The organism is Streptomyces sp. NPDC048483, from assembly GCF_040651455.1.
GTDB lineage: Bacteria > Actinomycetota > Actinomycetes > Streptomycetales > Streptomycetaceae > Streptomyces.
This window is the reverse complement of record NZ_JBEZJZ010000005.1, coordinates 134,325-147,550: the sequence shown is the minus strand read 5'-3', so window position 1 is coordinate 147,550 and position 13,226 is coordinate 134,325. Positions and strand designations below refer to the sequence as shown.

Genomic DNA, 13,226 nt, shown 5'->3' with positions numbered 1-13,226 from the left:
TGTGCACCTGCTCAGCAGCCAGGACGCGTCACGCATGGTTGCCGAGTTCCCGGCCGGATGCGGTGGCCCAGCTGTCGAGGCCGACTTGGTGTGAGGGAGACAGCGGCTTCGCCGACCGCGCGGCTTCGCCCGTGGCCCGAGTGGTGCTGCGCATCACCTCTTCCAGATTCTGCAGGACCTTCTCGGCCTCGGTGCGTACCTGTGTGGGTATATCCCCTCTTTCTGCGACGAGCCGGTCGTATACCGGTAGTTCCTGCCACACTCTCAACCACTCCCGATCCGTGCCGAGTTGCGCCCCGGTACGTCCGAAGCAGCTGCCGAGTCTACGGCTGTCCCGGCACGCCGCCGCTCCCGGGTCGGCCGGGGTCTGCCGAGCCGGCCCCTCACCCCGCTGCCCTTCCGGCGAGGCCACAGCCTCCACCGGCGAGGCGGTCATCAACGCAATCGACGGCCACAACGCCGTCCCGTCCCCACGCCCGGCACGTTCCCTGCCCACTGCATCGAAGGATGTAGGGGATTCTCGTCGCCGCGGACGAGGAATCCGGCGCCGAGCGCCTCGACCATGGTGGGAAGCGAACAACACAGGCGGGAGTCGGGGTGGCCGAGGTAGCGGGGACGCGCGGTGTCGTGACGGCGGAGGGGGACGCCGGGAACGCAGGGGCCGGGGCGCGGGCGCGCCTGCCCTTGCTGGATGTGCTGCGTGGCGTGGCGATTCTCGGCACGCTGATGAGCAACGTCTGGATCTTCGCCGGGCCGGGCGCCGAATGGGGCGTCCTCACCGGAAACGCCGCAACCTCGGCGGGAGCCGACTCATCAACCCTGGCCGGGGCGGCGGAGACGGTCTTCCGGGCCCTCGCGAACGGCAAGTTCCTGTCGATGCTGACGATCCTCTTCGGCGTCGGGCTGGCCATCCAGTTCCGGTCGGCCGCCCAGCGCGGGCAGCCGTGGCCGGGCCGGTACAAGTGGCGGGCACTGTTCCTCTTCACCGAGGGGACCGTGCACTTCGTACTCGTCTTCGCCTGGGATGTGCTGATGGGGTACGCGGTGGTCGCACTGCTGGTGGCCTGGCTGCTCACGCGTTCCGCGCGGGCCCAGCGCGTGACGTGGATCGCCATGGGCGTACTCCACTTGGCGGCGATGACACTGCTCACCGCCGCCATGCTGCTCGCCTCGGACGGCGCGACGGACGGCGGCCCCGACACCGATACCGTGACGCTGTATGCCCAAGGGGGGTACGCGGAGCAGGTCGCCTTCCGGCTGTCGCACGCCGTGGCGCTGCGCATGGAACCGGTGCTCTCCTTCGGCCTGTTGGTGTGCCTGTTCCTGCTCGGCGTACGGCTCTTCAGGGCCGGGGCCTTTCAGAACGATGCAGCAGGACGGCGCATCAGGCGCCGACTGGCCGGGTGGGGCCTGGGCATCGGCCTTCCCCTCACCGCCCTTGCCGCGCTGGGCGGGCCGGGCTTCTTCCTCCTGGAACGGTACGGGGCGGCGCCGGTGCTGGCGGTCGGCTACCTCGGCCTCATCGGCATGGCGATGGACCGGCTCCGTCACCCGGGCCCCCTGGCCTTTGCCCTGATCTCCGCCCTGACCTCCGTCGGCCGTACGGCCCTGTCCTGTTACGTCCTGCAGAACGTGCTCGCCATGCTGGCCTGCTACGGCATCGGCCTTGGCCTGGCGTCCCGTTGGGCGGACAGCGGCCCGTGGTGGGTGATGGGTCTGTGGGCGGCGATCTGCCTGGTGCTGGTGACGGGGGCAAGCCTGTGGCTGCGACGGTTTGAGCACGGCCCGCTCGAGTCGGTGCAAAAGAGGCTGCTACGGCGCTGAATCCAGCACCGAGAGAACCCTTGGGCCATGGCGGCGAAGCTCGTCGCCAACCCAGGCGGGGCCGGCGGCTCCGGGGCGGCCCTACACTTCTGGATCATGCCCATGCCACGATCTGCCCCCGCCCTCGACGCGACCGTTGTGCGCACCGGCCGCCGCGCGCTGAAGAGCGGCCTCCTCATCGGACTTTCGCTGACCGCGCTGGGACTGGCGGCGGCGGCCGTCCTCCTCCTGATGGCCTTCGGTGTGCTGGAGCTGGAGAACGAAAAGGGCCCGGCGTCTGCGTGTGCGCTGGCGTTGTTCTTCGGCGTGGGCGGCGCGCTGGGCACCCTGACAACCTGGCACAGCCGAAACATCGCGGTGATCATCGATGGCGTCGGCCTGTGGCTGGACAACAGCAAGGCACGGCAGATCGTCCCCTGGGCTGTGCTGGCCGGAGTCGGCATGCAGTGGAGCGACACGGGCAAGGGGAAGCGGCAGTATTCCGTCGAACTGTGCCCGAGCGGCCCGATCGACGACCGTGATCCGGTGCTCTGGGCCCTGATCCGCGACGAGGAGCCGATCGGCCCCGGTCTGCCGCGGCTCCGCTACCGGCTGACGGTCCACGAGGTCTACCAGGAACAGATCATGGCGGCCATCCGCCACTATGCGCCGCCGCACCTGTGGCTGGGCGTGGTCCAGCGCGAGCCCGGCCACACCGGCCGGCCGGACCTCAGCCGCCGCCCCAGGCGCTGAGGGCGGCTGACGCCACCGGCGCTGGCAAGACCGCGTACCGTACGAGCTGATCGCTGCCGAACCCCGCCGCGTCCCCGCCGCCGAGGCCCGCACCCCACCGGACCTCTCGCCCTTCCGGTCAAAACGCGGACGACGGACGCCAGTTGGCGTCCGTTGTCCCCCCGGATCCGGCCCCCCTCCACCCCGCGTTCCCGCCGTATATAAGCTCACGTCTGACACGAGCCTGACAGGGGAGAAGCCGGGTGGAGAGGCTGCGGCAGGACGATCCCGCGCGGATCGGGGACTTTGTGACGTTGGCGCGTCTCGACGCCGACGGCAGCCGGGGCGTTCCCGAACGCCGCTATCTGGCCCGCAGCGCCGACGGCGCGCACACCGTACTCGCGTGCCTGCCGCCGCCCGGCGGTGACCCCGCACGGTGGGCGGCCGAGGCACAGCAGGCGGCCGTGCTGACCCAGCCCGGGTTCTGGCCGGCCGGCCGGCTCGGGGGGACGCCGGCCTTCCCCTGGTACTCCTCCCCCTACCGGCCCGCACTGCCGTTGCCCGCCGTCCTGGCCGCGCACGGCGGCCCGCTGCCGGAACCGCTGGTCCGCACGCTCGGCGGCACGCTGGCCGAAGCCCTGGCCTCGGCCCACGTCCTGGGCATCGTGCACGGCGGCGTCTGCCCGGCAGGCGTGCTGCTGACCGCCTGCGGGCCGCTCCTGGGCTGCTTCGGCGCGACCCGCGCGAACCCGGTGGGCCCAGTGGACGAGGCAGACCCGGTAGCAGGGGCCTCCCCCACGCCGGCACCCGTACTGGACACCGGCTGCCTCGCTCCCGAACGGGCGGCGGGCGGCCCGGCGGACCGGGCCGGGGACGTCTACGCCCTGGGTGCCGTGCTGGCATACGCGGCGACCGGACACACCGTGCCCGAGCGGCAGGAGATCCCCGCCGGCCTGCGGGACATCGTCACGGCGTGCCGCTCGCGCGACCCGGAAGGCCGGCCCGGACCGGCAGGGCTGCTGGCGGAGTTGCTGCCGGGCTCGGCGTACGGCGCGCTGGCCGGCTCCACGGAACCGGTTTCGCTGCCCGGCAGTGTCGTCGCGGCGTTGTCCCGTCAGTCGGCGGAGGTCCTCGCCACCGCACTCCCACCCCAGAAGCGCTGATGCCATGATCTCCCCACTTCTGCACGACGACCCGCACACCGTCGGCCCGTTCCGGATCCTCGCCCGCCTCGGCGGGGGCGGCATGGGCACCGTCTACCTGGCCCGTTCGGCGGGCGGACGCACGGTCGCGGTGAAGACACTGCACACCCGTCTCGCCGTGGACACCACGCTGCGGACCCGCTTCCGGCTCGAGACGGACGCCGCACGCGTCATCGGCACCGGACACGGTGCGGCGGTCGTCGACGCCGACCCCCAGGCACCGACCCCATGGCTGGCGACGGAGTACGTCCTCGGCCCGCCGCTGGACACGGCCGTCGAAGCGGGCGGGCCGCTGCCGGAGCCGGCCGTGCGCGCCCTCGGCGCGTCCCTCGCCGCCGGGCTGGAGCAGCTTCACCGGTCGGAGGTGGTGCACCGCGACCTGAAGCCGTCCAACGTCCTGGTGACCGCGCAGGGCCCGCGGATCATCGACTTCGGCATCGCCCGGGCCTTCGGCGACGAGCACCTGACGAGCGTCGGCAACGCCGTGGGAACGCCCGCGTTCATGTCGCCCGAGCAGGCGTCGGGCCTGGAACACGCGGCGGCGGGCGATGTGTTCGCCCTGGCCGGGGTGCTGGTCTTCGCCGCCACCGGCCGCGGCCCGTTCGGCGGCGGGGCCGCCGCCGACCTGATGTACCGCGTCCGGTTCGGCGAGCCGGACCTCGGCGGGGTTCCCGAGCCGCTGCGTCCCCTGCTCGTCCGCTGCCTCGCCAAGGACCCCGCGCACCGCCCGTCCACCACCGAGCTGCGTAACGCGCTGGGCGGCGCCGAGGACGTTCCGGGCGACCGCCGCGGCTTCGCGGACCTGCTGCCCGACGCGGTGCTGCGGGAGATTTCCCGGCGCAGCGACGAGGTGTGGCGCGAGCCGCCGCACCGCTTGCCGCCGCCGGTGCCCGCCGAGGCGCCGCGGGCCGAGGCGGCCCCCGTACCGGGCGTCTCGCGGCGGCGGCTGCTGTACGTGGCCGGGGGCGCCCTCCTGGGCGGCGGCATCCTCGGCGGTGGGGGCTGGGCCCTGCTCGGGGGCTCCGGGGACGGAGGGGGCGGCGCCACGAAGAAGAAGGACGCCGTCGACCGGCTGAAGCCCCCGGCACCGCTGTGGAGCGCCGTCCAGTGGTGCCCGGAGTCCGGGGGCGAGGTGATGAGCGTGGGCCGGCACCTGGCCATGCGCGCGGGGATCGTACTGTGCGGCATCAACGCCGAGTCGGGCGATGTGAACTGGCAGGCGAACGTCGCCGATCCCTGGCGGTCGGCCACCGACGGCACCCGGATGTACGCCCTGCGGGGGTACAAGGAGAAGGCGGCGTCGCTGGCGGTGTGCGAGATCTCGCAGTCCAACGGCTACCTGGGCAAGCCCCTGGTGCAACTCTCCGCATTCACCGGCAAGGAGCAGTACAACCAGCTGCTGTGCGTGGCCGACGGCACCGCGTACCTGGTGGCCCGAGCCGCCTCCGGTAAGCGCTGGTATGTGGTCGCGGCCGACCTGGACTCGGGCAAGGAGCGCTGGCGCAGCCGGGTGGAAGGGCCGCGGACCGACGGTATCCCGCCCGTGCTGTGCGGCGCCGTGGTGGGGTCCCGGGTGGTGCTGTGCGGGAGCCCGATGATGGACTCCAAGTTCTTCCGCATCTCCGCGCGCGACAAGGACCACGGCCGCAAACTGTGGGAGATCGCCGACACGTTCGAGGGCACCCCGCCCACCCGGCTGGTCACCGACGGCCGGAACCTCTACCTGGGCGCCGAAGCCCTCACCGCCCTCAGGCTGTCCGACGGCGAGCTGGAGTGGCGTTTCGGCGATGGGCGCGACGTCGGCGACAGCGCGGGCGAGACGCGGCGGTACGGCGCGCCCACCCTCCAGGACGGAGTCGTCTACTGCGCCGAGGCCGACCGGGGGCTGATCGCCGTCGACGCCGCCTCCGGCACGCTGAACTGGCAGGAGAAGGGGCTGTCCGGCAGGAAGAACAAGCGGGACGTGGCCCCGGCGGTCGGAAAGCGGTATGCCTACTGCGCCGACGACACGGGCCTCCGTGCCATCGACCTGCGCGCCCGCAAGGCCGTCTGGACATACGAGAGCGAGCCGGTCGTCCTGACCGCCGACCCCAAGGGCGGCCGGCTGTACGTCCGCCAGGAGAAGCGGACCGTGGCCCTCCCGCTCGCCTGACGCCCGCCCTGCCCCGACCCGCCCCGTTCCCGATCCAGGAGATGACCGACTGTGAAACCCCTCGGCCAGGGAGATCCGCTGCGCCTGGGCCCCTACCGCCTCCATGGCGTCCTCGGCGAGGGCGGCATGGGCAAGGTGTACTTCGGCGCGGACGCCTCGGGGCGCCCGGCCGCTTTGAAGGTCCTGCTGCCGGAACTCGCCCACGACGGGCACCTGGCCGAGCGTTTCCTCCGGGAGGCGCACACCGCGCAGGCGGTGGCCAGTGAGGGCGTGGCGCGCGTACTGGCCGCCGAACTGGAGGGCGGCAGGCCGTGGATCGCCACGGAGTTCCTGGCCGGCCCGACGCTGGGCGACGCCGTCACAGACTTCGGGCCGCTCGACGACTCCGCCGTGCGGGAGCTGGCGCGGTCACTGGCCCGCACGCTCCAGGACGTGCACGCCACGGGACTGGTCCACCGGGACGTGAAGCCCCCCAACGTCGTCCTCACCTCGCGCGGCCCCCGCCTGATCGACTTCGGGATCGCCCGCCCCGAGCACGGCCTGACCCTCACCCGTACCGGAGAAATCCCGGTCACCCCCGGCTACGGCGCGCCGGAACAGGTCCTCGGGCAGCGCGTCGGACCGGCGGCCGACCTCTTCTCCCTCGGCGCCGTCCTCGCCTTCGCCGCGGGCGGCCGGCCCCCGTACACCGGCGCCGAGATAACGGCCGTCCTGTACGAGGTCGTGCACGGCAGCCCCGACCTGGAGGCCGTTCCGGAGGGCTTGCGGTACCTCGTTGCGCCCTGCTTCGCCAAGGACCCGGCGGCACGCCCGCTGCCCACCCAGGTCGCCGACGCCGCGGCGGCGCCGCGGAACCCCGAACGGCTGTGGAAGTCCGGCCGGCTGGGGGAGGAGATCCGGCAACGGGAAGAGGCGGCACGCCGACTGACGGCCCGTCAGGATGGTGCTTCACCCGCCTCCGAGGACGGCGCGGCCGCCGGCACTCCCCGCCTGACCCGGCGGCGGCTGCTGGCCGCGGCCGCCGGCGGTGGGGCGCTGCTGGCTGCGGCCGGCGGCGGCACCGCCTGGTGGCTCAGCCGTGGTGACGGCGGTGACCCCCCGACCGACCCCTTCGACATCCCCCCGGCCGCAAAGGTGCGGGCCGCGCCGCTCGGCTCCGCCGACGGCTCCCCGCAACTGCTGTGGGGACCCATCCCGGACGTGGTCGCCGCCGGATCGCCGGCTCCGCTGCCGGTGCGTGACGTGGTGGTGTACGCGGCCTCCGGGGGCGGCGTCGCGGCACGCCGGGTCACCGACGGCCGGGAGCGGTGGCGGATCGACGACGCGAAGGCGGACGCCGGCTACCTGTCGATCGGGGACCGGCTGGTGGCCACCGCCGACGGCGAGGGCACGCTGCGCACCTGGGTGGCCGCCACGGGGTCCCCCCGGTGGACGGTGGACGCGGAGGTGGGCGCCCTGCTGGCCGCCGACGCCCATGCCGTCTACCTGCTGACCTCCGATGGCCGGCTGCGCTGTGTGGGCACCGACGGGAAGGTGAAGTGGACGCAGCGGCCACCGCTGGCGCTGCCGGGCGGCCACCCCGCCGCGGCCCTCGGCGCCGGCCACCTGGTGGTCTGCAGCGAGGCGGGAGACGTGGCCGCCGTCCGGGCCGAGGACGGCTCCCGCGCCTGGGTCCGCAAGGGGCAGGCCGCCGGACCGCTGCCGCCCGCCATCGATGGCGGAACCGTCTATCTCGGCGGTCGCAGCCTGGCGGCGGTCGAGGTCGCGAGCGGCCACGAGCAGTGGGCCCTGGACCCGCTGCGACCGCCCCGGGAGGAGGATGACACCGCCGGATGGGGCCCGCCCGCCGTGGCGGGCGGGATGGTCTACGCACTGAACTGCGAGCTGATGAGGTGGGTGCGCACCGACGGCAGGGAGGAACCGCGCATGGTATCCACCCCCGGCGTGGCCCCACCTTGGCGGCCTCCGGTCGTCCAGGGCAACAGCGTCTGGATGGTGGAGAGCGCCGACATCGGGGTGAGCGGGCTGCCGCGCTCCGGGGAGGGACAGGCCCAGACCTTCACCCTCAGCGGCAAGGACCGCTCCATCGCAGCCGACGCCAACCGCCTCTTCGTCCTCAACCGCACGTCACTGCTGGCGCTGCCGGTGTACTAGTGCTGGATTCCTCAAGTTCGGGGTATGAAGCCTTTGTTGGGGATGCTGCTGGGGGTGGGTTGTGCCGGGATTTCTGCGGGCTCGGACTGCTTCGGGGCCGGATGAGGAGAGGGTGATCGCCAGGCTGGCGGGAGCGCGGAAAGCGCCGGCTGATCTGGTGATGAGAGCGCGGATCATTGCTCTGAGCTGGGACGGTCTGCGGGTAGCGGCGATCGCTGCGGAGCTGGGCTGCCATGCCAAGACGGTGCGGTGGTGGCTGCACCGCTTCAACAGGTCGGGGGTGGAAGGACTCGAGGACCGGCCGGTGGCGGGTCGGCCGCGCCGGATCACCGAGGCGGAGCGGTCCCAGATCATCGCGCTGGTCAAGCAGGCCCCGCAGGGGCGTCTGACCAGGCACGAGGATGGTGAACTGGCGGCGGAGGACGAGTCGGGGGCACCTGAATGGACACTCGACACCCTTGCCGGGGCCGCCCGCCGCCACGGGATCGAGGTGGGGCGTTCACAGGTCCGCAGAATCCTGCTGGCCGAGGGCGTCAGATGGCGCCGCACCCGTTCCTGGATACGTTCGAAGGACCGGGATTTCGAGGGAAAAGGACGCGGGTCATCGGCCTTTACACCTGCCCTCCCGAAGACGCGACAGTGATCTGCGTCGACGAGCTCGGGCCGGTGATCCCGCGTACTTTCCCGCCGGCACAGGGCTGGTCGCCGGACGGACACCGCATCAAAGCAGAACTGGACTACAGCCGCGGACCCGAGAAGACCTGGGTCTACGGCGGCCTGCGGGTCCGGGACGGGCAACAGGTCACCATGACCGCGTCCTCACGCAACAGCGTCTTCTACCAGCAGTTCTTACAGAAGCTGGAGCAAGCGAACCCGGTCGGCGACATCTACGTGGTGACCGACAACCTGTCCTCACACAACAGCCTGTCCACCCGGACCTGGCTCGAGGACCACCCCCGTATCCGGCACGTCTTCATACCCGTCGGCGCATGCTGGCTCAACCTCCAGGAAGGCTGGTGGCGCATCTTCCGCAAGGCCGCCCTCGCCGGCCAGACCTTCGCCGGACCCGACGAGATCACCCAGGCCACCCGACTGGCCACCGCCCAGCTCAACGCCCGCGCCAGACCCTGGATCTGGGGCAGACCCACACCACCCACCCGACACCTACGCCGCCGGTATATGTACTGCCTTTGAGGAATCCAGCACTAGAGCGCGGGTCCCGACGACTGTCAGCTGCGTCTGGCCGCAGTGGGGTCTGTGTATCCGTGGGGCCGGGTGAAACACGAGGATGCTGAGCGAGCCGAATGGCTTCGGCCGTGACATCGGCGTCGACCTGTGCCGGTGTTCTGCCACCGTATTCGAGCATGTCGTACTCGTCGTCCAGTTTGGCGAGCCGTTCGGCGAGGGGCAGCTCGTGCCCGAACTGCTGGTGGATCCGGAAGGCCGGCTCCCGTGGCGTCAGCTCACCGGCCGGCATTCGGGCGGCAAGCGCGCGTGGGGCCGCTTCCTGTCCTGCAACGCTGTCGACCGGGTAGAAGGTCAGGCCCAGTTCATCGAGTGCGGGGGGAAGGAGCTCGAGGACGTCGTCATCCGCCTCCGCGCGGGTGCACGCAGCCAAGATCCGCAGGGCAGGACCGTCGAGGCCGGCAACGAGTGCATCACAGGCACCAGCAACGACGTCGGTTGCACGGATCTCGCCAATGCTCGCGGGCCGCTGATTCGGTCGACGGCATCTGTCCATCGTCTCGTCATGGGGTTGAGCAGGTCGAACGCCCCGGCCTTCCAGCGCCAGAGCACGGAGCCTTTTTGCCGGAGCGGCCTACGCCGGCATGGAGTTCACAAGGACGCAGAGGCCGCAGCCCAGCAGGCCGCCGAAGAGCAGGCTGACGCCAGTGACGGTCACCTTGCGCCTCCGGGGGCGCCTGCCGGAGCGAAAAGCGGAACTCAGGGGGAACATCGCCGCGCCGAACATCGCCGCGCCGAACATCGCCGCGGCGATGCACCAGTACCGCGCACCCTCGATGTAGAGCGACGGAATGCCGCGGTCGAACGACTCCGGGCTGAGCGCCACCGCGTCGGCGGTCTCGTGCTTGTCGTCCTCCGTGCCGGGCTCGAAGTCCTCCACGTCGTAGCGGAGCCCGCCGTCATCGGAGCGGAAGGTGCCGGAGCACTCCACGTCGGCGCGCCTGTCCTGCTTGCCGCAGGCCGACTCGATCTTGCCAGGTCGGCGAGTCGGCGTACCGGCGGCCCCTGGGCGCGCTCAGCGGGGCGCTCCTCCCCGGGACCTCGGGCCGAAGGGCCGCTCGCGTCGGTGCTGTGCCCGGCCCGCCTGTCGTCCGCGGGCCGGGCCGCAGCGTGGGTTCAGCGGCCGACGGCCCGGCGCAGCTGGTCCTTGTTCATGGTGGAGCGACCTTCGATGTTCTTCTTCTTGGCCTCTTCGTAGAGCTGGTCGCGCGTCGGGCCGCCCGGGCCCTTGTGGGAGCGTTCGCCGCCTCGCTGGGACGCGGACTTCGGGTCGCGGGTGGAGACGCGGCCGGCGGTCTCGGCCTCACCCGAGCGGGCGCGTTCCTTGTTCACGGTGCGGGCGGCGATCTCCTTGGCCCGCTTCTCCGACACGCCGTGCTCCAGCGCGTTCTCCTTGATGTGCTCGTACTGCCGCTCTCGCCTCTTACTGGATCCTGCAGGCATCGCTGCTCATTCCCTCTCGTTCGCCATGTCCCGGTGGGCTCACCGAGCACTCCCAGTCCACGCCTGATCCGAGCCCGACGCGAGACGGATGGCGCCGACCGGGCTGCGTGGCTTCGTCAGCCGACGGAGAGGGCTTTTGGCCCGTTGGCGAGCGCGATGCCTGGCTATGAGCCGAACGCCGGCACCTGCGAGGCCTTCTCGGCCTGAGCGTTTCCGTTCCCGCACATCGCTTGCCGGTACAGCGTCGACAGCGCGTCGTCGATGGGGTGGTGCTGCGGCTTCCCCGAGGAGTCCAGCTTGTTCCACCTCATGAGGTTGACGGCGACGGACATCTGGCGCTTGCCGTCGGCCCGGGTCAGGGACGTCGTTCCGGCCCCCCAGACCGTGCCGTCGTGGCCCCAGAAGGTGCCGCAACCCGGGATGCTGACCTTGTGCAGGCCGAGGCCGTAGTCGATCGTCGTTCCGTCCAGGGCGCGGACCGGGACCGTGCGCTGCATCTGCGCCAGCGACGACTGGCTGACGATCTTGCCGTCGAGCAGCTTGCCGTAGAAGCGGTTGAGATCCTCCATGGTCGACACCAGAGCGGCCGCCGGCCCCACCCAGGACATGTGGTAGACGCTGTAGTCGCGCGGCGGCTCGATCAAGCCGTACAGCGCCTCATACATCCGCGAGTGCGGTCCCTCGATACGCGGCCCGTCCGGAAACACGGTGTGCCGCAGCCCAGCACGCTCAATGACATTCCGGGTGAGGTACTGCTCGGCCTCGGTACCGGTTACCTCCTCCAGGAGTTGGCCGAGGAGCAGGTAATTGGTGTTGGAGTACACCCCCGTAGGACCTCCGGGCCTGCCGGTGGGAGGCGCTGTGAGCCCCATCTTGACCAGCTCGGCCGGGCGGAATTTCCTGAACCGGTTATCGTCCAGGCTCTCGGGCGAGATATCCGGCAGCGAGGGGAACTCCTTGAGGGACGGGAACGCACAGGGGAGGTAATCCGGGATGCCGCTGGTGTGGTTGAGCAGCATCCGAACCGTGATCTCCTCGCCGCGCTCTCCCGGCACCAGCCGCGGCAGGTAGCGGCCGATCGGCGCGTCGAGCCGGATCCGCCCCTTCTCGACCTGCTGCAGGACTGCGGCGGCGGTGAAGGTCTTGGTGACGCTGCCGACCCGCTGCCGCATGCCGGGCCTGATGGGACGGCCGGTCCTGACATCGGCCACCCCGGAAGCGCCGCGCCATACCTGGCCGCCCTCGCGCACCTCGGCGTGGACACCCGGCATCCCCGCAAGGTGGACACCGTCCATGGCGGACTTCAGCTTCGCAGGATCGAAGCCGGTCGACGGGCTCGTACTGCCGGGCCGCACGGCCCCCGTCCCGTCGGGCGCGGGAACTGCCGCCACCACGCCCGCACCCACACTCAGCGCGGCCCCACTTCCGCAAACCGCCCGTCGGATCTTCACGACACCCGTCCTCTCATGACCCATGAGTGCAACGGGGTCTCTCCCCGTGCTCCTCGACATCGACGGCTCACTCGGCCAGGGCGCGACGCAGGACGGCGCCGAGTTCGGCTATCTGCCGCTGCGACACCTCGGCGGACAGGATCGCCTGCGAGCCGTGGAAGGTGCCGGGCCACTGGTGCACCTCGACCGAGACGCCGGCCTGCAGCAGGCGCAGCGCGTAGGCGAGGTCTTCGTCGCGGTTCGGACAGAGTTCCGCGGTGGCGATGTAGGCGGGTGGCAGGCCGGACAGGTCGGTGGCCCGCGCCGGGGCGGCGTACGGCGTGGCGGGCGCGGAGCCCAAATAGTGCCGCCATATTGCGGTGACTTTGTCGCAGTTCATCCAGGGCGTGTCGGTGAAATGCCGCGCCGACCACGTCTCCTGCCGGTCGTCGAGCCCGGGCTGGTTGAGCAGTTGGAAGCGGACCGGCGGCCCCTGCTCATCGCGCGCCCGCAGCGCCACCGCGGCTGCGAGCCCACCGCCGGCACTGTGGCCTCCCACCGCGATCCGCTCCGGGTCGATGCCGAGTTCGGCTGCATGCTCGGCCGTCCAGGTCAGCACGGCGTAGGCGTCGTCCAAGGCGGCCGGGAACGGATGCTCGGGGGCCAGACGGTAGCCCACCGAGATCACCACCGCGCCGGAAAGGTCTGCGATCCGGGTGGCCCACGGGTGTTCGGTGTCCAGGTCACCCATGACGAATCCGCCGCCGTGCAGCCAGACGAGGGCGCCCTGCGCCTGATGCGGGCGGTAGATCCGCACCGCCACGTCCGGGGAATGGGGTCTCCCCTGCTCGAACGAAGTGGAGAGCTTGGGGAAGGGCACCGTGCGGTCCTCGATGGCCAATCCCGTGGTGTCCGGCGGCGGCAGCTTGGCGGCCAGGTCGGCGAAGTTCTTGCGCTCGGTGACCGGGTCGGTCAGGTCGGCCCGGGGGAACAAGGGGATGAATGCTTCGAGTTCGGGATCCATAGCGGCCATCCTGACGGTGGCCGGCCCCCGAGATCATCCGC

At 71.6% G+C, this 13,226-nt stretch carries 12 protein-coding genes; 7 read left to right on the top strand and 5 right to left on the bottom strand.

Annotated features, from left to right (window positions below; translation table 11 throughout):
* Positions 1–28 precede the first annotated feature (28 nt).
* The gene (locus AB0D04_RS04620; protein WP_362699408.1) at positions 29–262 is read right to left on the bottom strand and encodes a hypothetical protein; all 234 of its coding nucleotides are present in this window, start codon (positions 260–262) and stop codon (positions 29–31) included.
* Between the two features lie 365 nt (positions 263–627).
* Between AB0D04_RS04620 and AB0D04_RS04615 the strand changes: the two genes are divergently transcribed.
* From AB0D04_RS04615 to AB0D04_RS04585, 7 genes are all read left to right on the top strand, one after another.
* Positions 628–1,824 carry a DUF418 domain-containing protein gene (locus AB0D04_RS04615; protein ID WP_362699406.1) on the top strand — a complete coding sequence of 399 codons (1,197 nt, stop codon included), beginning with the start codon at positions 628–630 and terminating at the stop codon, positions 1,822–1,824.
* A gap of 96 nt (positions 1,825–1,920) precedes the next feature.
* Positions 1,921–2,556, top strand: coding sequence for a hypothetical protein (locus tag AB0D04_RS04610; RefSeq protein WP_362699337.1), 636 nt, complete (start codon positions 1,921–1,923; stop codon positions 2,554–2,556).
* 242 nt (positions 2,557–2,798) lie between these two features.
* Positions 2,799–3,698: a serine/threonine protein kinase gene (locus AB0D04_RS04605; RefSeq protein WP_362699335.1), complete on the top strand. Its 900-nt coding sequence runs from the start codon at positions 2,799–2,801 to the stop codon at positions 3,696–3,698.
* A 4-nt stretch (positions 3,699–3,702) separates the two neighbouring features.
* Positions 3,703–5,889, top strand: a complete 2,187-nt coding sequence (locus AB0D04_RS04600) for a protein kinase (protein WP_362699333.1) — start codon at positions 3,703–3,705, stop codon at positions 5,887–5,889.
* A gap of 51 nt (positions 5,890–5,940) precedes the next feature.
* Positions 5,941–8,043 carry a serine/threonine-protein kinase gene (locus AB0D04_RS04595; RefSeq protein WP_362699331.1) on the top strand — a complete coding sequence of 701 codons (2,103 nt, stop codon included), beginning with the start codon at positions 5,941–5,943 and terminating at the stop codon, positions 8,041–8,043.
* Positions 8,044–8,203: 160 nt separating this feature from the next.
* Positions 8,204–8,686, top strand: coding sequence for a helix-turn-helix domain-containing protein (locus AB0D04_RS04590; protein WP_362699329.1), 483 nt, complete (start codon positions 8,204–8,206; stop codon positions 8,684–8,686).
* On the top strand, positions 8,683–9,237 hold the full coding sequence (locus AB0D04_RS04585; RefSeq protein ID WP_362699327.1) for a transposase: 555 nt from the start codon (positions 8,683–8,685) through the stop codon (positions 9,235–9,237). The genes AB0D04_RS04590 and AB0D04_RS04585 overlap by 4 nt, the downstream gene beginning before the upstream one ends.
* A gap of 625 nt (positions 9,238–9,862) precedes the next feature.
* On the opposite strand, the gene AB0D04_RS04580 is transcribed toward AB0D04_RS04585, so the two are convergent.
* The 4 genes from AB0D04_RS04580 to AB0D04_RS04565 form a co-directional block, all read right to left on the bottom strand.
* Positions 9,863–10,219 (bottom strand): hypothetical protein, encoded by a 357-nt coding sequence (locus tag AB0D04_RS04580; RefSeq protein ID WP_362699325.1) that lies wholly within the window; start codon positions 10,217–10,219, stop codon positions 9,863–9,865.
* Between the two features lie 185 nt (positions 10,220–10,404).
* Positions 10,405–10,731, bottom strand: coding sequence for a plasmid stabilization protein (locus tag AB0D04_RS04575; protein ID WP_362699323.1), 327 nt, complete (start codon positions 10,729–10,731; stop codon positions 10,405–10,407).
* Positions 10,732–10,895: 164 nt separating this feature from the next.
* On the bottom strand, positions 10,896–12,026 hold the full coding sequence (locus AB0D04_RS04570) for a serine hydrolase domain-containing protein (RefSeq protein ID WP_362699404.1): 1,131 nt from the start codon (positions 12,024–12,026) through the stop codon (positions 10,896–10,898).
* 223 nt (positions 12,027–12,249) lie between these two features.
* The gene (locus tag AB0D04_RS04565) at positions 12,250–13,185 is read right to left on the bottom strand and encodes an alpha/beta hydrolase (protein ID WP_362699321.1); all 936 of its coding nucleotides are present in this window, start codon (positions 13,183–13,185) and stop codon (positions 12,250–12,252) included.
* Positions 13,186–13,226 lie beyond the last annotated feature (41 nt).

What these genes read in the sequence shown, in the direction of transcription:
- AB0D04_RS04610 (WP_362699337.1), top strand. Translation starts at nt 1,921, where the DNA reads ATGCCCATGCCACGATCTGCCCCCGCCCTCGACGCGACCGTTGTGCGC.
- AB0D04_RS04600 (WP_362699333.1), top strand. Translation starts at nt 3,703, where the DNA reads ATGATCTCCCCACTTCTGCACGACGACCCGCACACCGTCGGCCCGTTC.
- AB0D04_RS04590 (WP_362699329.1), top strand. Translation starts at nt 8,204, where the DNA reads ATGAGAGCGCGGATCATTGCTCTGAGCTGGGACGGTCTGCGGGTAGCG.
- AB0D04_RS04575 (WP_362699323.1), bottom strand. Translation starts at nt 10,731, where the DNA reads ATGCCTGCAGGATCCAGTAAGAGGCGAGAGCGGCAGTACGAGCACATC.
- AB0D04_RS04570 (WP_362699404.1), bottom strand. Translation starts at nt 12,026, where the DNA reads ATGGACGGTGTCCACCTTGCGGGGATGCCGGGTGTCCACGCCGAGGTG.
- AB0D04_RS04565 (WP_362699321.1), bottom strand. Translation starts at nt 13,185, where the DNA reads ATGGATCCCGAACTCGAAGCATTCATCCCCTTGTTCCCCCGGGCCGAC.